Annotated in this window: 20 protein-coding genes and 1 riboswitch; of the genes, 2 read left to right on the forward strand and 18 right to left on the reverse strand. The window is 42.3% G+C overall.

What is annotated here, in order from left to right; all coding sequences use genetic code 11:
- Positions 1-11 precede the first annotated feature (11 nt).
- The 8 genes from AS888_RS07610 to AS888_RS26355 all read right to left on the reverse strand — a co-directional run bounded on the left by AS888_RS07610 (position 12) and on the right by AS888_RS26355 (position 7,060).
- Positions 12-794: a 2-keto-4-pentenoate hydratase gene (locus AS888_RS07610; RefSeq protein ID WP_061141551.1), complete on the reverse strand. Its 783-nt coding sequence runs from the start codon at positions 792-794 to the stop codon at positions 12-14.
- A gap of 17 nt (positions 795-811) precedes the next feature.
- A complete protein-coding gene (locus AS888_RS07615) occupies positions 812-2,287 on the reverse strand; it encodes an aldehyde dehydrogenase (protein ID WP_061141552.1) in 1,476 nt (491 codons plus the stop codon).
- Between the two features lie 46 nt (positions 2,288-2,333).
- On the reverse strand, positions 2,334-2,795 hold the full coding sequence (locus AS888_RS07620) for a RidA family protein (RefSeq protein ID WP_061141553.1): 462 nt from the start codon (positions 2,793-2,795) through the stop codon (positions 2,334-2,336).
- 10 nt (positions 2,796-2,805) lie between these two features.
- Complete coding sequence (locus AS888_RS07625; RefSeq protein ID WP_185113045.1) at positions 2,806-3,804, reverse strand: amidohydrolase family protein; 999 nt, start codon at positions 3,802-3,804, stop codon at positions 2,806-2,808.
- The gene (locus AS888_RS07630) at positions 3,789-4,349 is read right to left on the reverse strand and encodes a 3-hydroxyanthranilate 3,4-dioxygenase (protein WP_061141555.1); all 561 of its coding nucleotides are present in this window, start codon (positions 4,347-4,349) and stop codon (positions 3,789-3,791) included. The genes AS888_RS07625 and AS888_RS07630 overlap by 16 nt, the downstream gene beginning before the upstream one ends.
- A gap of 40 nt (positions 4,350-4,389) precedes the next feature.
- Positions 4,390-5,139 carry an IclR family transcriptional regulator gene (locus AS888_RS07635; protein WP_061141556.1) on the reverse strand — a complete coding sequence of 250 codons (750 nt, stop codon included), beginning with the start codon at positions 5,137-5,139 and terminating at the stop codon, positions 4,390-4,392.
- 32 nt (positions 5,140-5,171) lie between these two features.
- On the reverse strand, positions 5,172-6,659 hold the full coding sequence (locus tag AS888_RS07640; RefSeq protein WP_061141557.1) for a 4-hydroxyphenylacetate 3-hydroxylase family protein: 1,488 nt from the start codon (positions 6,657-6,659) through the stop codon (positions 5,172-5,174).
- 164 nt (positions 6,660-6,823) lie between these two features.
- Entirely contained in the window at positions 6,824-7,060 is a 237-nt protein-coding gene (locus AS888_RS26355) for a hypothetical protein (RefSeq protein ID WP_061141558.1), read from the reverse strand.
- Positions 7,061-7,560: 500 nt separating this feature from the next.
- Between AS888_RS26355 and AS888_RS07650 the strand changes: the two genes are divergently transcribed.
- Complete coding sequence (locus AS888_RS07650) at positions 7,561-8,340, forward strand: serine/threonine protein kinase (protein WP_260320154.1); 780 nt, start codon at positions 7,561-7,563, stop codon at positions 8,338-8,340.
- 1 nt (position 8,341) lies between these two features.
- Here AS888_RS07650 and AS888_RS25585 read toward each other — a convergent pair whose 3' ends face one another.
- The 9 genes from AS888_RS25585 to hutG all read right to left on the reverse strand — a co-directional run bounded on the left by AS888_RS25585 (position 8,342) and on the right by hutG (position 17,302).
- Positions 8,342-8,509 carry a hypothetical protein gene (locus AS888_RS25585; protein ID WP_155645410.1) on the reverse strand — a complete coding sequence of 56 codons (168 nt, stop codon included), beginning with the start codon at positions 8,507-8,509 and terminating at the stop codon, positions 8,342-8,344.
- Between the two features lie 162 nt (positions 8,510-8,671).
- Positions 8,672-8,944: an HU family DNA-binding protein gene (locus tag AS888_RS07655; RefSeq protein WP_061141559.1), complete on the reverse strand. Its 273-nt coding sequence runs from the start codon at positions 8,942-8,944 to the stop codon at positions 8,672-8,674.
- A gap of 84 nt (positions 8,945-9,028) precedes the next feature.
- The gene (locus AS888_RS07660; RefSeq protein WP_061141560.1) at positions 9,029-10,558 is read right to left on the reverse strand and encodes a cobyric acid synthase; all 1,530 of its coding nucleotides are present in this window, start codon (positions 10,556-10,558) and stop codon (positions 9,029-9,031) included.
- 711 nt (positions 10,559-11,269) lie between these two features.
- Positions 11,270-11,470 carry a YozQ family protein gene (locus tag AS888_RS07665; protein ID WP_061141561.1) on the reverse strand — a complete coding sequence of 67 codons (201 nt, stop codon included), beginning with the start codon at positions 11,468-11,470 and terminating at the stop codon, positions 11,270-11,272.
- A 213-nt stretch (positions 11,471-11,683) separates the two neighbouring features.
- Positions 11,684-13,111, reverse strand: a complete 1,428-nt coding sequence (locus AS888_RS07670) for an alanine/glycine:cation symporter family protein (protein ID WP_061141562.1) — start codon at positions 13,109-13,111, stop codon at positions 11,684-11,686.
- A 294-nt stretch (positions 13,112-13,405) separates the two neighbouring features.
- A complete protein-coding gene (locus tag AS888_RS07675; protein WP_061141563.1) occupies positions 13,406-14,722 on the reverse strand; it encodes a Na+/H+ antiporter NhaC family protein in 1,317 nt (438 codons plus the stop codon).
- A gap of 130 nt (positions 14,723-14,852) precedes the next feature.
- Positions 14,853-14,959: riboswitch (SAM riboswitch) on the reverse strand.
- Between the two features lie 300 nt (positions 14,960-15,259).
- Positions 15,260-15,931 (reverse strand): SOS response-associated peptidase, encoded by a 672-nt coding sequence (locus tag AS888_RS07680; RefSeq protein WP_061141564.1) that lies wholly within the window; start codon positions 15,929-15,931, stop codon positions 15,260-15,262.
- A gap of 61 nt (positions 15,932-15,992) precedes the next feature.
- The gene (locus AS888_RS25590; protein ID WP_155645411.1) at positions 15,993-16,148 is read right to left on the reverse strand and encodes a hypothetical protein; all 156 of its coding nucleotides are present in this window, start codon (positions 16,146-16,148) and stop codon (positions 15,993-15,995) included.
- Between the two features lie 194 nt (positions 16,149-16,342).
- Positions 16,343-17,302, reverse strand: coding sequence for a formimidoylglutamase (gene hutG, locus AS888_RS07685; RefSeq protein WP_061141565.1), 960 nt, complete (start codon positions 17,300-17,302; stop codon positions 16,343-16,345).
- Between the two features lie 122 nt (positions 17,303-17,424).
- Between hutG and AS888_RS07690 the strand changes: the two genes are divergently transcribed.
- A complete protein-coding gene (locus AS888_RS07690; RefSeq protein WP_061141566.1) occupies positions 17,425-18,315 on the forward strand; it encodes a LysR family transcriptional regulator in 891 nt (296 codons plus the stop codon).
- Positions 18,316-18,390: 75 nt separating this feature from the next.
- Here the strand turns inward: AS888_RS07690 and AS888_RS07695 are convergent, their stop codons facing one another.
- Complete coding sequence (locus AS888_RS07695; RefSeq protein WP_061141567.1) at positions 18,391-19,146, reverse strand: IclR family transcriptional regulator; 756 nt, start codon at positions 19,144-19,146, stop codon at positions 18,391-18,393.
- Between the last annotated feature and the right edge of the window lie 54 nt (positions 19,147-19,200).

Raw genomic sequence — 19,200 nt, forward strand, 5'->3', positions numbered from 1 at the left:
TTGAGCTCCTTTCACTCAAAATTAATCGTGACTATTCCAAGTTTTTCTCCAAAGTCAGCAGAAAAATGGTCACCCGGTTTCGCTTCGATTGCGGCGGATAGTGCACCTGATAGTATGACTTCGCCCGCATTCAATGTACCATTAAACGCATGCAGTTTGTTTGCTAACCAGGCCACGCAAGTCGCTGGGTTTCCCAATACCGCCTCACCTGTTCCTTCGTTCATGAAATCACCATTTTTATATAAACTCATTTGGACGGAAGGGAGTTCGATTTCACGTAATTGGATTTTGCGGTCTCCCAAAATATATAAGCCGGATGAGGCATTATCCGCGACAGTGTCCGGAAGTTTAATCTTCCAATCCATCACCCGGCTATCAACCACTTCGATTGCGGCAACCACATAATCCGTGGCTTCGATTACATCATCAACCGTAATATCGGGACCATGTAGATCTTTCTTTAAAATGAAAGCTACTTCTGCCTCCACTTTCGGTTGAATCAATCGTGAACTGGATATGCAGCCACCATTCTCCACCCTCATTCCATCCAGTAAATGTCCGTAATCTGGTTCATTGACCCCCAGAACTTCCTGCATAGCCTTTGAGGTCAAGCCTATTTTCTTTCCTGATACCTCTAGACCGGATTGGATTTTCCTTCGAATGGTTTCAAGCTGAATTTGGTAGGCGTCCTCCACGTCCAAATCTGCAATTTCACTGGTGGGGGCCGCTATTCCGATTCTTGTTTTTTCCGCTTTCAAAAACCTGGCAGACCATTCCGTTAAACTAGCGTTCATGATGCTTTCCCCCATCCCTATAATTTAATCGTGACGTTAGACAATTCACTGTAAAATTCGAAGCTATGCGATCCGCCTTCACGGCCGATGCCACTGTGCTTCATACCACCAAAAGGTGTACGCAAATCACGCAAATACCATGTATTCACCCAGATAATGCCCGCTTCTATTTTAGAAGCGACACGATGTGCTCTCCTTAAATCATTGGTCCAAATCGTTGCCCCCAGACCGTAATGAGTGTCATTGGCATGATCTAGTACTTCTTCTTCCGTTTCGAAAGGCATGACCGTTACTACAGGGCCAAAAATTTCTTCCCTTACACAACGGGATTCACGCGTAACCCCGGCAATGATAGTCGGTTCAATGAAAAACCCTTTTTCATATTGTCCAGCTCTTCTTCCACCCGTTACTATTCTTGCGCCTTCTTCTTTCGCCAAATCAATGTAACTCATCACTTTTTGAAAATGTTCTTCTCCTATTACAGCTCCTACCTCCGTTTCGGAATCAAACGGATCGCCAACTTTTAATTTTTTTGTTCGTAAGACCATCTTTTCAAGGAATTCGTCATACAAACCTTGCTGAACATAGATACGCGATCCACATAAACAAACTTCACCTTGGTTCATGAAGCTTGATTTCAATGTCGTTTCGATTACTTCATCAAGATCTGAGTCTGCAAACACAATATTCGGATTTTTCCCGCCCAGTTCAAAAGAAATTTTTTTCAACGTAGGCGCGGCAGCTTTCATAATCGCCGTTCCCGTTTTAGTTTCCCCTGTGAAAGTTATCGCATCGACGTCCGGATGTTCACTCAGAGCAGCTCCGGCAGAATTGACACCAAATCCATGCACAAGATTGACAACTCCATCCGGAACTCCCGCTTCCTTGCATATTTCCATTAACTTTGTCGCTGTCATCGGTGTCAGTTCTGCTGGTTTCAAAACCGCTGTATTGCCAGCTGCCAGGCATGGTGCCAATTTCCAGGTCAACAATAGCAAAGGTAAATTCCAAGGATTAATCATCCCTACCACCCCTACAGGCCGCCTAATGGAATAATGAAGGGCCATGTTGTTTTGATTGAAGGATTCATTGCCAAGTGTGGTGATATAGTCTGCGAAAAAGTGAAAATTGTGAGCGGAACGCTTGATGTCCATTTCCATTGCAAGACTATATGGTTTCCCTGTATCAAGCGTTTCCAAAATTGTCAGTTCTTCCTTCTTTTCCAAAATGAGATCACCAATTTTCCTTAAAACCTTAGTGCGTTCACTATCGGTAAAAGATTTCCAAGGACCTTTAAGTGCATGTCTTGCTGCCGAAACAGCCAGATTCACCTCCTCTTTCCCCCCTTCTGCAACCCAGCCAAGTTTTTCTTCGGTTGCGGGATTGATATTATCAAAAGTCTTGGATTGATTTGGATTCAGGAATTCCCCGTTAATAAAGTGCCGGCAATCTATAGATTTAGCTGTATATCTACTATCTTTTGCTGCTTGCATGAAACATCCCTCTCCCTTTATTGAGGTATTGGCTTAGACAAGTGCCTCAATCTTGTATTTCCACGATCATTTCAATTTCAATTGCCGTATTATTCGGAAGTTGGGCCATTCCCACTGCTGACCGAGCATGTCTACCCCTCTCTCCGAATACGGCCACAAGCAGATCTGATGCACCATTCAATACTTTGGGCTGGCCTGTGAAATTTTCTGTGGAATTCACCATTCCGAGAATTTTGATGACCTTCTTCACTCTTGTCAGATCACCAAGCTCAGCCTTAAGCACCCGCAGAAGATTTACCATCGACTGCCTCGCTGCCTGGTACCCTTCATCTTCCGTCAGATCTTTGCCAACCTTTCCATGATATTCATCCACACCTTGTCCGGATGTGAAAATCAAATTTCCAACACGGACGTGGCTGACATAGTTACCAACCGCTTCCCTTGGCGGCTCGAGCATGATTCCAAGTTCTTCAAGCACTTGCTCCGGTGCTTTAATCTGCTTTTCCATGATTCTCCCCTCACAATTCCAAATTTAAAAACCTTAATGCATTTCCCCCCAATAGTTTCGCTTTCACTTCATCTGAAAGATTTAGAGTGTCGTCAATCACTTGACCTGGAGGCTTTTCTCTCAATAAAAATGGATAGTCGGATCCCATCAGCACTTTCTGATATCCAAATCTATCAATCAGATATTCAATATTCCGGGTATCATAGTTCAAGGAATCGAAATAAAACTTTTGTGCATAATAACTTGGTGGCATGGAAGTTTTTCTTAATTCAGGCCATACTGCCCACCCCTGATCGATCCGCGGTAAAATATATGGAAATGAGCCGCCGCCATGTGCAAAACAGATTTTCAGATCCGGGAACTTTTCCATGACGCCACTCCAGGCAATGCTAGCTGCCGCCAATGCCGTTTCACTCGGCATGGCCACTGTATACATGAGGTTATGCCGTTCCGTCCGGTCCTTTGCCATTGTCTCCCACGGATGTATAAACAGAGGGACATTCCATTTTTCGGCCATTTGGAAGAATTCCAATAAAACAGGTGAATCCAGGTTTTCTCCATTTACATTCGTTCCTATCTCGATTCCTGCCAGACCAAGTTCGAATTTACAGCGTTCCATTTCCTTAATTGCTACTTTCAAATCCTGAAGCGGTACTGTACCAAGTCCGATGAATTTGTCAGGATGCCTGTTGACAGTCTCAGCAATGAAATCATTCTGGAAGCTGGACATGTATAGGGCTTGATCAATTGGCGCCCAGTATGAAAATGTCACTGGCACCGGTGAGAGCACCTGCATATCGACGCCTTCCGCATTCATATCCTGAATGCGTTTTTCAGCGTCCCATACCTGGTCAGTCACTTTCCTGAACAGCTTTCCGCTAACCATGATATCCGCGCCGCAAGAACATTTCAGTTCCAGGACTGGCCAGCGGTCCTGACCAAATTTACCAGATAAGTCCGGCAGATCCAACGGGAGAATATGTGTATGGAAATCTATTCGCATTTCCAAGCCTCGACGTTTTCTGACATAATATGACCGCATTCGTTACAGGTGCGCAGTTCTTTACTACCATTGAAGGCCTCGATCGCTTCTTTCACCTGGACCTCAATATTCGTCAATTGGACCGTGACTTTGTGCATCTCATGGTTACAATTCCCGCAGAACCAAACAAAGTCTTCAAGCTCACCTTTTGCACGCTTCCGTTCTACAACAATGCCGTAAGTATTCGATACACGGTGAGGGGAGTGCGGTACATCAGATGGCAGCATGAACAGTTCCCCTTCTTTTACCTCCACTACCTCACGCTCACCGTTTCGATTGATGCATTCAACATAGCAGGAACCTTTTATCTGGTAAAATAGCTCGTCAGAAGGATCCACATGAAAATCACGCCGATAATTCGGTCCACCCAGAAGCATGACAATGAATTCGGAATCTTCCCAAAGCACTTTGTTATTGACTGGCGGCTTCAATAAATGCTTATTGTCCTCCATAACTTTCAATAGGTTCAATGACCTAGCCTGTAGTTTTAAAGATTGAGCTACTTCCTTCATAAATAAATTACCTCCTTATTTTTCTTAATATTTTGAAAATTTACATTAACGACATATAACCAACCTGTTTTGAAATCATTTGTGCCGAACGGATCACCGACTGAATAATTCTCGTTTTTTCTTTTCCAATCATATAATTCCGCTCACCTACAAGGTTAAGTGCAGCAATAACTTGGCCATTATAGGATTTGATCGGCGCTGCAACCCCATACATTCCATTGTCATTTTCATCATCACTGATTGCATATCCCCGTTTGCGGATGTCCTTCAACTCTTCATTCAATTGGTTAATGCAAGTGATCGTATTAGTTGAGTGCTTCAATAGCCCTTTCGCAAACGTAGGCTGAATAAAGGATGGGTTAAAGGCAAGTAATACTTTGCCGCTGCTCGTACAATGAGCTGGTTTTCTTGCTCCTATATATGTGGCCATATGCTCGGCATGAGGGGACGACATTTTCATCACAAACCTGACTTCGCCTTCGTGAAACATACCGATGTGAGAATTACCTCTAAATTGCAGGACAAGATTACTGATAATCGGGCCAGCTTCAAGATGAATATCCTGCTGATACATAACTTTACTGCTCCACTCAAGTAACTTCCATCCTAGCCGGTATTTTCGGTCTTTGCCTTGGATCAACATCCCGTCCTTGCACATCGTTTTCACTAGATGATGAGATGAACTTGGACTCATATTCAATTTTTCTGCTATTTCCTTATTCCCAAGTGCAGGTTCTTCATTCGTGAATAAATCAAGTATCTTTATCAGCTTCTCGACGGACGAAATCATGATGGCCCCCCCTCACTATTCAACTATTAGTATTATTGGTTAACCACATCGATGGCGACATGCTTCGGATTGTTAAGAACCTCATCGACCATGCTAACGTTTTTGTTTTTGTTTTTCTTATATTTATTATAATAAATGGCTCTTTTACGAACTGGGTCACCCGTGTAATAACGTTCGTATTGGAGGAGTCGCTGCCCAAATGCTTCGCCGCATAAATCCCACGCGAGTTTAAACACCCGAACGCGCTCTTCCGCTGTAACTCCGCTTCGCCCTCCATAATATTTATCGATATCTACTCGCAATTCTGGATTATTAAAGTCGGCCTCAGTCGGAGACATCAACAGGCCGCCAGCTCCGATGGTCTGGATAATCTCGATGGCACGGGGATACATCTCAGGAAGGAAACCACGAATCGTTTCCAATGCATCCGGATTTGGGCGAGCCTCACCGTATTCATTAATCGCATACTCATATTCGGCTACCCGGAGCAGTGAACGGATGACTTCGACAGATTGCACAAGTTCACCCAAATCACGCTGTACATGCAGGAATCCATCAACCCCGATGGAGTCTGCCACTTTACAAGCGACTTCAACGGCAAACGCCAATTTAATATATCCACGCACCCCAGATTGGTGAGCAGGCTGTTCGGCGATTCCCGTCATTGGATACAAGCGGTTTGCAGCCTCCACATTGTTGTATAAGAAGACACGATCCCAAGGAACCAAGACATCATTGAATACTAGCAGAGCGTCCATTTCCTCATAGCGGGAGGCCAGAGGATGATCAAATATCGAGCGTGTTCCGTCCTGCATTGGTTCCCGGCAAATTATACGAAGTCCAGGTGTATCAATCGGCAGTGCAAAGGCCACCGCATGACGTTCATCCCCAGGTAGGAAGCCTGGGAAAGAATAGATAATCACTTCATCTGTAATGGGTGCAAGTGTGGCTAACATTTTTGCACCGCGGACCAGTATTCCTTCTTCTTTTTCCTCAACTGTCCCTAAGTGGGTATATATTTCCTTTTGTTCATGAGATTGCTTGCTTCGATCATTTTGAGGATTAATGATTGCATGCGTCAAGAAAAGGTCGTTGTCACGAATATAGGTATAATAATCATGGATGTTCTTAGACCAGTCTTTGTTGTATTGATCAAGAAACCAGGAATTATGTGCCATGGAAGTGATCACGACATTTAAAAAGTCCGGCGTTCTCCCCATTAGTCCATATGTCATCCTGGCGTACACTTCAAATAATTTACTTCTTTTCTGCAAATCCTCCGCTGTCTTCGGGAATAAAAAAGCATTGTTAACACGTTCTCCGGTTTCATTGCAAATATGGGTGATATCATCTTGATATTCCGGATCATGTTGAATGTCATAAAGCTTTGCAATTTCTTGTATCGGCTGTTTAAAAATTGGCTCATTATGAATATCTTCAATTACTCTTCCACCAAGCCAGACTTCTGGCTTTCTGGATTTAATTCTATTAATATAGTCTGCGCCGGTTTTAATCCCCATAAATTCTCCCCTAACTTACAAATTGATTTGTAGCTTCCATTTTCACTCGATAAAAAAGTAAGCGCTTCCAAATGATCAAAGAATATCTCCTGTATTTCACCTTTGAACAGTACATGATCACCAGCGTCATACTCTCTCCATGTTTGCATTCCGGCCAGGCAGCATTACCATTTATTTATGGTGAAATCCTTCATTCCCCCCATCAATCTTAAGCGGTCTTCCTGCAGATTTCCATGCAATGGGGATTCTTGTTCATCTGACAAATTATTGATGGTAAAAGATTTATTTTTAATGCTAGTGCAGGCTTTTGCTTCTTTATGAATGAATACTAAAGCAAGCGGCGGTCCAGGGAAGCCGAAGTAAATGGATTTACAGTCATGCCCTTTTGGAATTTCCCACAAAGCAGCTCACTATCGGGTCTCCGAATGGGAGTTCATCCAAACAATTTCTCAACTCGTGCCCATTCATCCTTTCACCTCCTACGCTTTTATTATGAGATCATTATATTAAATGTAAAAAATAAAAAAATTGTTAAATTTCACATTATGAAATCTTGAAAAAAATTTTAAAAGCTTTTTCACATGATGAATTATCGTGTAACAGGACGTTAACTCGTTAGTTTGATTGTTTTACTGTTGACCTTGGGCAATCACTCGTCAATTTGGAAGATTTCTTAATAATTGGTGACATATACTAGTGAAAGTTGGTAGTTTGCCCTCGAATCCAATCACTTTACTCGCGAGTTTTTTCGAAGCTTGTAATTACCGTTGTTTTACTGATTTCTAAAACCATATCATCTCTTACATTACCTCATTTTCATCATTCAGTGGTACACTAGCCATGATTCATTTTTAAATGGTCATTATTAGAATGCATGAAAGGGGTGAGGGACGTTTCAATTTTGCGTACCATTAGAAAAATCTATCAATTTTTTGTGGATAAGCCCTTAAAAAAAGGAGTCGTTTTACATAACCGCTACGAAATCACCACTGTCATCGGAAAAGGAAGCTACGGTATCGTTTATCTTTGCAAGGATTGGCAAGCGAATGAACAAATCGTGATCAAACAGCTCCGGAAAAGCAAACGCCGCAGCAAAAAAGATCTTGAACAGTTCGAACAGGAAATCTCCATATTACAAGCCCTGGACCATGAAAGCATCCCCACATTTCACGAGGAATTCACGCACCGCGAAAATGTTTATTTTGTGATGGAATTCATTGAAGGAGATAATTTGGAAGACCATATTTTCTACAATCATGAAACGTTCACTGAGAAGGAAGCCCTGCTTTTCCTTGCTGAGCTGGCGGGATTGGTAGCTTATTTGCATGACCATGAAATTGTCCATCAAGATATACGGATACCAAATATACTGCTGCAGAACCATCAGCCCATTTTAATAGACTTTGGGTTGTCCAAACGATTCGTTTCGACAGATATCACGGATGAACTTGTTTTGGAAATGAAACGGCAGGATTTTTATGATTTGGGGGAAATACTCCTATATGTCCTTTATACGACGTATACCGCCAAAAATAAAAAAACCCTTCCTTGGACAGAAGAGCTTTCGTTAGAAAAAGAAACGGTGCATATCCTGAAAAGGCTATTAAGCATCCAAGAGCCATATTCGGATATCGAAGAAATTGCCATTGACCTGAAGGCTGCATTATATTCCAAGGCCTGAATTAGCTGCTGCTGCCGCGTCCTCTTCTCTTGTAGCGGTCACTGCCGCTCAAGGGAGATCGCTTATACCCCCGGCTGCTGCTGCTGCTGCCCCTGCGGTAATGGCCATGTCTTCGCTCACTGCTGCCTTGGGAAAACTGTTTGATCTTTTTCATTATTTTCTTCAACATATCTTTCACCTCTTTTTTTTGGATTTAAAGCCTGTTATTCATTTAGCCTAACATAGTCACAGTATAAACCTCATTAATATGTACTATAAGTTTTGTTCATTCATTGGAGCACCAAAAAAAACCTGACGACTTTACAGCGCCAGGTTTTTTTGCGTTCATCTATTATTTTACAGCTTCTTTTAATTCTTTACCTGCTTTAAAAGCGGGTACTTTGCTTGCTGCAATTTGAATTTCTTCACCGGTTTGCGGGTTTCTTCCAGTACGAGCTGCACGGTCACGCACTTCAAATGTACCAAAACCAACTAATTGGATTTTCTCTTCTTTAGCAAGTGTAGACGTGATCGTTTCAAATAATGCATCCACCACTTTTTTTGCATCGTCTTTTGTCAATTCAGCTTGTGCTGCCACACTGCTTACTAATTCTGTTTTATTCATATGAACACCTCATCCTTTTTTTCTTAAAAAATATGTAGAGAAGACAACATAACATATCTTCTATGCGTCTGTCACTTATTAAGGCTAATTAAAAGTTTGATCCTCCATTGATTCAAGTTCCAGCCATTGATAGATGGTATCCATATCAATGTTTTCTTCCAAGTGGGAGGCCAAGAGATTATAAGCCTCCTCCCGATGCTCTGAGTCGCTTTGAATGTTTTCCAACACTTCATCCAGCCCCTTGCTCCGTCGTATTTGGTTAACCAATAATCTCGTAAATAGGCGATTATGGAATATGCCATGAAGATATGTGCCGAAAACCTTCTGGTCCGCCGATATGGCCCCATCCTTTCTTCCATCCTTCAATAAAAGAAAGGGCTGTACTTGAGGATCCAAAGTCGTTTGACCTAAATGAATCTCGTAGCCGCCCAGCTTCATTTCGCCTTCCATAATCCCTGAAGCAAGGACACCTTCCATTTGCACGGTCTTCTTTTCCGCTTGAAAAATGGTTTCCACGGACAGAAGTGAAAGACCTTCTGCGTTTTCCCCCTTACCTTCGACCGCGTCGGAATCGAAGAGGTTCGTCCCGAGCATTTGAAAACCGCCGCATATTCCAACAATGACCGTTCCAAGCTCACGCAGCTCTTTAATGGCACCATCCATTCCCGCACGCTTCATCCATTCTAAATCTTCGATCGTATTTTTTGTGCCAGGCAAGATAAGAAGGTCTGGATTTCCTAATTCATGGATATTTCCGACAAGCCTGACACCCACTCCCGGTTCATCGAAAAAAGGGTCCAGGTCGGTAAAATTGGAGATGTGCGGGAATCTCAAAACTGCTACATCGATGGGGAATTCACCCTTTTCAGGCTTTTTGAAACGTAAGGATGATAGTGCCAGCGAATCCTCCGCTTCGATGTTCACGTCTAAATAAGGTAACACCCCGAGGACTCGGATCCCGGTTTCCTTTTCCAGCCATTCGATGCCGTCGTCCAGTAATTCACGTATGCCGCGAAATTTATTGATGATGATTCCCTTTACACGATCACGTTCATCATCATCCAATAAGGCGAGTGTCCCGATGATGGACGCAAATACTCCGCCACGATCGATATCGGCCACTAAAATGACAGCGGCATCCGCAAGGTGGGCCATCCGCATATTGGCAATATCCCGGTCTTTAAGGTTAATTTCCGCAGGGCTGCCTGCTCCTTCAAGAACGATGATGTCGTATTCCTGCTGCAGTTTTTTGACTGACTTTCGAATGATCGGCATCGCCTCTTGAACAAACTGATTTCGATAGTTCATGGCATTCATATCAAGAAAATGTTTTCCGTGGACGATGACCTCCGAAACCATATCCCGTTTTGGCTTCAGCAAAATGGGATTCATATCGGAGGTTGCCACGATCCTTGCCGCTTCTGCTTGCACTCCTTGGGCCCGTCCTATTTCACCGCCTTCCACGGTTACATAAGAATTCAAGGCCATGTTTTGCGATTTGAATGGAACGACACGGTACCCTTTATTGGCAAAAATTCGGCAAAGTGCCGTACTAATCAAGCTTTTCCCTACATCAGAAGCCGTTCCCTGTATCATGATCGATCGTGCCTTCATTTCAGTCCCCCTATACCTCAAGTCTTTGACTACACGCCGATGATACCCCATTTTCACCTTCATAAGCACCGTCACGCCTTCTTACCTGTAATGGCCACTTGCCTATGCCGAACCATTACAGATGTCGTCAATGATCATACGCCAGTGGCAAGACAGCTTCAGTCCAGGAACTTATATATGAACCTTTCCAGAGCCTGAACAATAGATGCCTGTTTCGTCTTTTTTTGCATCTGTTATTTCCAGTATATATCAGAAAAATTCATTTCGCATCACTCATTCATTTGCCTATAGACGTTCACATTGATTGTATATAGGAGCACAACGATGATAAATGGCATCGATTTCTCGGGAACATGGTTCATACGCTTCCGTCCATCTCTGGTAGCCCCTCTAACCGGAAATTTTAGCAACGAAAACAAAGGAATCGGCTGCATGTTTGGTAAGTTATTTGCAAATGTTAAGCAGATATATTGCCGGTACTAATGAAATTGGTTGGGGAAGATTTGCAGTGGGGAAAATGAAAAGCCGCCTCCTTTTTATTAACTGTCGCAAATATGACGAAATTCGTCAATTCGTATGTTGCTGAGGAAGGTCCTTAACTCTAATGCACCGGCTATCTTGATGTAGGCTGGATGCCTAATTTGGGGCTAGATTCTTTTAATAAAACAAAGCCCCTGCTTGTTGGGAAAACTCAACAAGCAGGGATTTGATTTACCTTTCTTTTTCTTCGTTCTCACTGTCCTTTTCATTTCGATCGGCAGATGTTATCCCGCCAGCGTTATACACATCCGAAACTTGTTCGTGGGTGGTGGCAAGACCTGATGATAACGTGTCATCACGCTTGTAATCACTGACATCATACACTTTTCCCGCAATATTTGAAGATTCCTCTTTTGATTTTTCGTTATCCATTGTTTTCACTCCTATTTTTCAACTTGTCCCATCATTGCTTGATTGTCGTTCATAAAGACAAGGGTATTTTATGCAAAAAATAAAGCATTATACAGGCATGATGGAAATATATATGAAATCCTGACTTTTTATATGCTCTTCAATTGAAAAATGAAAAAAGGCTTACAGGCAAAATCCATTCTCAGGACCGATGCTTGTAAGCTGAATAAAAGCCTAGTTTTCCTTATTATCGTCTATATTATCTGTTGGGTCTCCCCAACATTCCACATTCTTCAAACCTTTAATATTATTGATATGGAAGACAGGATTTTTCCCACTTTTCTTTTGTTTTTGATAATCCGCCAAGGCCGCAAATGCGATCTTTCCAAGTAAAGCGATCGCGACTAAATTGATAATTGCCATTAACCCCATCAATAAGTCAGCTAGACCCCACACCAATTTCAGTGATGCCAGAGAACCGAATATTACCATCCCTACGACTGCGACACGATAAACATTCAACCAAACTTTATTCTCATTGATGAATCCAATGTTCGATTCTCCATAATAATAGTTTCCCACAATGGAGCTAAAAGCAAATAACAAAACAATGATGGCAAGGAAAACGCCAGCCCATGAACCCAATGCCGTACCAAGTGCATTTTGGGTAAGAACAATGCCATCCACTTCTTTCGAGGTATAAAGACCTGAAAACAAAATGATAAAGGCGGTCGAACTGCAGATGACGAGCGTATCTACAAATACGCCAAGAGACTGAATCAACCCTTGCTTGACGGGATGACTGACATCTGCGGTTGCACCAGCATTGGGTGCACTGCCCATCCCAGCTTCATTGGAAAATAGCCCCCTCTTTATTCCCTGCATCATGGCAGCTCCCAAGGCTCCGCCAGCCACTTCTTTTATACCATCAAATGCACTTTCAAAGATTAGCCCTAAAACACTGGGCAATTCGGTTATATTCATGATGATTATTGTCAATGCCACGATTACATATGCTCCGGCCATGATCGGGACAATGACTTCAGATACTTTTGCAATCATTTTGATGCCACCAAAAATGATGAACGCCGTCACGATAGCCAGAATGACTGCAGTAACCCACTTTTCAATGCCAAATGATTCATTGAATGCGCTTGTGATCGTATTGGCTTGTACCGAGTTGAACGCAAGTCCAAATGTAAGCGAAATTAATACTGCGAATGTGATGCCCATCCACCGTGCATTCAAAGCTTTTTCCATATAATACGCAGGACCTCCACGGAAAGCGTCCCCATCCTTGACTTTATAGATTTGGGCAAGTGTACTTTCTATGAACGCAGAAGCAGACCCAATCAGAGCGATAAGCCACATCCAGAATACGGCGCCTGGACCGCCCATCGTAATCGCCAAGGCTACACCTGCAAGATTACCAGTTCCTACCCGTGAAGCGGTGCTGATGCAAAAAGCTTGAAAAGATGTAACACCCTTTTTTTCCGCCGAAGCACCTTCACCCAAAAGCCTGAACATTTCCCCTGCCATTCTGAATTGAACAAATTTAGTTCGAATTGAAAAATAAATGCCCATGCCAATCAGTAAAATGATCAAAATGAACGACCATAAAAAATTATTTGTTTCAGTAATAAAATTCCCTATAAACTCCATTTCTCCAAAAAACCCCTTTAATCTACATGAATTATTATAAAAACATTTTGTATTTTAATTTATTTCCCGTTTCCTCTGGGAAATAAACAAACAAAAAAGGAAATCCAAACATGAATTTCCTTACAATAATCTATTATATCCTACGATTCTATTTTTTTCATTCAAGAATTTGCATGAAAGAGCCAAAAAAACGCCATTAAAAAACACAGAAAATTAAGACATTTTCACCGAACGCAAAACTATCTGAATATAATGAAACGTCCTGAATCTTAAGATTCAGGACGTTTCCATGGTTTAAGATGCCCGTTTTTTTACTTCGATATCTTTTGCCTGAAATCGTGGATAACCAATCAAGATGGCTATGACTCCACAAATTCCAATTAGTATCGGGTAATATGAATAGGGGAGGATGCTTATTGGCGAAATTTTTGCCACCCCCGCTGCAACAAGCAGTTGTGCGCCATAGGGAATCAATCCTTGGACACAACAGGCAAAAACGTCTAGCAGGCTCGCTGATTTCCGAGGATCGATACCATACCTTTCGGCAATGTTTTTCGCTAACGGTCCGGCAATGATGATCGAAATCGTGTTATTTGCCGTTGATAGATTTGTTAAGCCTACTAGTCCGGCAATGCTGAATTCAGCTCCTTTTTTTGATTTGCTTTTTTGGGTGACGACATGCAGTAAATAATCGATGCCGCCATTATGTTGGATGACCGCTACCATACCGGCAATCAAAATCGCCAGGAACGAGATTTCATACATGCCAGCCATTCCATCTCCCATTTTTTGGATCACACCCAGCAACTTATAACTCCCATCCGCTAAACCGATAATACCGGCAAACACGATGCCGAAGGATAGGACAAGAAATACGTTGACACCTGCCAATGCCGTGATCAATACACACAGATACGGAAGGATTTTCACCCAATTATAGGAATGTTGCGTAATGGCCGCCTGCTCACCTACCGTTAATATTCCCAAAATGACACATGTGACGATGGCCGCAGGCAGGACGATGAAGAAATTCACTTTAAACTTATCCTTCATTTTCGTCCCCTGCGTACGTACTGACGCAATCGTCGTATCGGAAATGAATGATAAGTTATCGCCAAACATGGCACCGCCGATAACCGCAGCCATTGAAAGCGCAAGAGTTATATCCGTTTGCTCACTAATGCCTACTCCTATCGGTGCAAGCGCTACGATCGTTCCCATGCTTGTTCCCATGGATAAAGAAATAAAACAGGCAATTATGAAAATCCCTACCATCAAAAGATTTTGCGGAAAGACCGCTAAGGCAAGGTTGACCGTTGATTCAACTGCCCCCATGCCATTCGCCACTTCTGAAAAAGCACCGGCCAAGAGGAATATGACAACCATTAACATGATATTGGAGTCCCCTGCTCCTTTACAAAAAATGTCGACCTTTTGATTGAATGATTCTTTCCGATTCATGGACAATGCCACTGCCGCTGCAATGGAAATAGCCACTAACACTGGAAATGAATAAAAATCTTTTGTAACGATTCCTGAGCCTATAAATAAAATCAAAAAAACGACAAATGGGATCAGTGCCCACGGATTTCCTTTGTTGTGTGTACTCATGATGAACTCCTTTTGTATATTGATTTGCCAAAGCATTTTAGCTTAATCGTGTTCTATCTAAATCCAATAAATATAAAAGACCTCTTCCAATAAACACAAGAAGAGGTCTTTTATTTTATAAAAAACACCCTCCTTATCTTTCAGGCGAAATGAACCTGCTGGATTTGGCACAGCACTCCTGTAAAGTCTGCTGCCGAGACATCTGCGGGCCAGTCCCTCCGTCTCTCTTGATAAGAAGATTTATAGTATATTATGGTATCAACGACATCGAAAGCCGCATCGAAAAGCAAATATAAGAGTACAGTATTTTGTATATTTTCGCAAGGATTAGTTGAAAGTATTCGACTTCGATTCTTAAAATGGTAAGAAAGACGCCGGAGATCCCGGACGGCCTCTTGCTAGAAAAACGCCTACTAAGTGAAATGGAAAGCTCAAATCCAAACTAGCATGTATCAATAAAAACACCCCAAAGATGTTAGTTTTGTGTCTAACATCTTTGGGGCCGTTCACTTTTGGTTAAAGAAGTCTAACAACCTATCAGCACATTTGTTGGATGAGGCTTGGCGAGTTGTTTTTAGTCGAATTCACATCAGTCGATACCTCAAATGCTTCCATTTGCTCCGAATCGAAGGGCTTTAAGTATTGTTGAAGATATCCCGTATCATGAATGGAAAGGTCCAGCCAAGCTTTTTCATCTCCACGTTTAAGGATGACGGGCATGCGATCATGGATGCCCGTCATCAGCTCATTGGGTGCAGTGGTGATGACCGAGCATGAATGGATGCTCGTGCCATCTGGAGATTTCCACGTTTCGAACAGACCGGCCATACCGAATGGAGCGTCATCCTTCAGTTTGATTCGCATCGGTATTTTTCGTTCCGGTGTCTTCTTCCACTCATAAAAGGAATCAGCGATGATCAAGCACCGTTTCTTCTTATAAGCATTCTTGAAGCTTGCCTTCTCTGCAATGGTTTCCGCCCTGGCATTGATCATTTTATAGCCCACTTTTTCATCTTTGGCCCAGAAAGGAATGAGTCCCCAACGAAGGTATCCAAGTCGATTCCTGGTTCCATCATTAATGACGGATAGCACGGAATGGGAAGGGGCTATATTATAACTGAATTGATAATCTTCATCGAATGACCCTTGAATATCGAAGCGTTCCATTATTTCTTCCATACTTGTAAAAAGAGTGAACCGTCCGCACATACTATCGCCTGCTGTCCTGTAAATTTATTACAGTTTAACAAAAAAATCCGACAGGTACAAATCAGCGTTCTAAAATCCTGATGTCCGTGAATGGTTGATTAAATAATTCACTCGTAATCAACAGCGTGCCCAGCACTTCCCTTTCATCTTCAGCTACGATGATTTCTGACAAAATCATCGTACTGCCATTTTTGACCGTTACACGATATTCATTCATAAAATCCCCCCTCATATGCCTGGATGGTAGCTATTATAAACCATAAGCATCCTTCTATCACCATGTAACACTCGCTTCCTCCCGCCTAAGCAAAAAGACTGCCGTGAATCACACGACAGTTTCGTCCTTACTTCATTCCATTCATACTTTAAAATATGATGATATCGATAATAGGGAGGAGATGCGATACTGGCTCATGAAATAACATGCAGCAAAACCTCATTGACTAAGTGTGCCGCCAATGTAACGGTTTTATTGTTTTCGTCCAAACTTGGATTCACTTCCGAGATATCAAAGGAAAGGATCTTTTCATTTGCTACGACATGCCGCAGCAGGCTACGTACCAATTTCGGATCGAGCCCAAATGGCGATGGTGCACTTACACCAGGGGCATAAGCTGAATCGATGACGTCCGTGCATAACGTGAGGATGATGAAGTCGTTTTCCTTGGCAAATTCGTTGATCCGATGTTTCGTATCTTCCATATCATTCAAAGACAATTCTTCTTCCAATATGTATTCGACTTTATTTTTTTCGGCCGTTTTGAATAAGGCCTTTGTATTGCCCTGCTTTTGAATTCCCACACATAAATAACGGCAATTTTGATCCTTATCCAAGATTTGTTTAAACATCGTTCCTGATGAACTTTCTTTTTCATAAGGCCGCATATCAAAGTGGGCATCGATATTAATCATTCCCAATCTAGCCTTCGAGCCGAGGAATTTCCTGGCGCCGAGATAATGACCATAAAAGGTTTCATGTCCACCGCCTAAAATGATGGGAATTACGTCACTCTCCAGAATCCTGGCAACTGCTGCACCCAATTGTTCTTGCGCGGCCTCCATTTCCCCAGATTCACATACGACATCGCCAGTATCCACCAACTCCGTTTCCGGTGTTAAATGGCAAGGTAGCTTGGCCAATGACTGCCTAATATAATCAGGGGCTTCACCCGCACCGATCCTGCCTTTGTTCCTTTTGACACCTTCATCACATTTGAAGCCAATCATTCCATATGTTTTTGATTCCTTGCCAGTGATGGACAATTCGGAAATCGGCCTCATTTTCACTCTTTGGTGGTATCTGAAGCTATCCATATCCGTTTCGGAATCCACTCTGCCATTCCAATGGGTTAATGACGGTTCATTATACATAATTTCTCCTTTCGCTAAAAAATTCAGAAATATCTTTTTTTACAGTATAATGGAGATGATATATAATTACTAATACCATTTTTCAATAGATCTATAGTTTAAAGCTATAAAAGGAGACTAGTATGGATTTTCGCCAACTTCGTTATTTCATCACCATTGTCCAAGAGATGAGCTACTCCAAAGCAGCTAAATTATTGCATATATCACAGCCGTCCTTAAGTAATGCGATCATGAAATTGGAGAAAGAAGTTGATTTACAACTATTGGAACGCAATACAAGGGGAATCGAGCTTACGGAGGCAGGAGCCATTTTTTATTCAAGATCTCAAGATCTGCTGCGGAGGTTCAATAATATGCAAGTGGAATTTGAGGAAATGAAACAGGTTGGAAGCGGGACAATATCGATAGGATCGATTGAATCATTCAAATTTTGGTTTCCAAAAATCATCAGGACATTTAAAAACGATCATCCTGCCATCCATTTAAAGATTCGGGAGATTTTGGGCGAAGAACATGTCATCGAGGCGCTGAACCAGTATCAAGTTCATTTCACGATCACCAATCAGCCGATAAACCATGCCGAGATCATATCCATTCCCCTTTATAAGGAACAATTCATGCTTTTGGTCCATAAAGATGACGACTTGAATGAAAAAGATTCCATCACTTTACATGACCTTGAAGGGAAAGAAATGATCATCAGTACAGCTGGATTTCAAACAAGAGATGATATTATGGAAGCCTTCAAAAATGAAAAGGTGTACCCGAGCATCTTTTACGAAATTGAAAGGCTGGAAACAGCTTGCAGTTTGGTTGACGAAGGCTTGGGCGTCACCATTTTACCTGAAAGCTATATTAAATCCGTTGTAACCAGGAATACTGCGATCCTTGAAATAAATTCGATGTTTTTGCATAGGACTGTTTATATGGCCTACTTGGCGGATCGTTATTTGCCGGCATCTGTTAGTAATTTGGTTAATGAGATTGAAAGCTTTTTCAAAAACAAGGAATAATAGATTCGGATGATCTTCACCCATTATGCCCCCTTTTTGCACAAGGGGGCCGTTCGTTTATGTATAAACCTTATCTTAATGAGTTTGCGAACCTAGTTTCATCGAAATCTCCTTGGCTGCTTTCGTCACCTTATCTATCAATTCAGGCAAACGGTCCTCCTGAAATCTTGCTTCAATCCCAGCAACGCTAATGGCAGCGATAATTTGATTTTTTCCGTTAAGGATCGGTGCGCTGACCGATTTTGTATAATTCTCCAATTCTGACGAAGTTATCGTGTAGCCGTTCGACCTTGCTTCTTCCAAAGCATGCCGGAGTGTGTATTCATCGGTTATCGTTCCAATTGCTATGGGATGAAGATCGGTGCCGTCGATATACGTTTCACGTTCTTCTTCAGGCAAATACGCGAGTATGATCCGAGAGTCGCCGGCATATAGTGGTGAACGCCTGCCGATGGACGTATAAAGCCGGACGGGCTGCAAAGTATCAACCTTTTCAATATACATGGCTTCGTCCTTATCCCGCACGATCAAATTCACGGCCTCTTCCACGTCATCCCGAAGTTGCTTCATGATGGGATAAGCGATTGCTCTGATATCCAAACGCTCACCCACCAGTTGACCAAACTGCAAGAATATTAGGCCAAGTGAGTAGTAACCATCATCATCCCGTGTTAAAAAACCCATTTCTTCCAATGATCCCACCATTCGGTGCAATGAGGTTTTGGGCAGGTTGGAGTGTTCCATCATTTCATTAAAGGTGAGTTTCGGATGATCAATGAAGAGCGTAAGGATCTGCATCGATTTCACGACGGTTTTGTTATGTGCGTGCATGCCATGACTCCTTTCAAAGTTTTTCCTCAGTATTCTTCTTCCTTATCATCTCTC

It is taken from the genome of Peribacillus simplex (genome assembly GCF_001542915.1).
Taxonomy (GTDB): Bacteria; Bacillota; Bacilli; order Bacillales; family DSM-1321; genus Peribacillus; species Peribacillus simplex_B.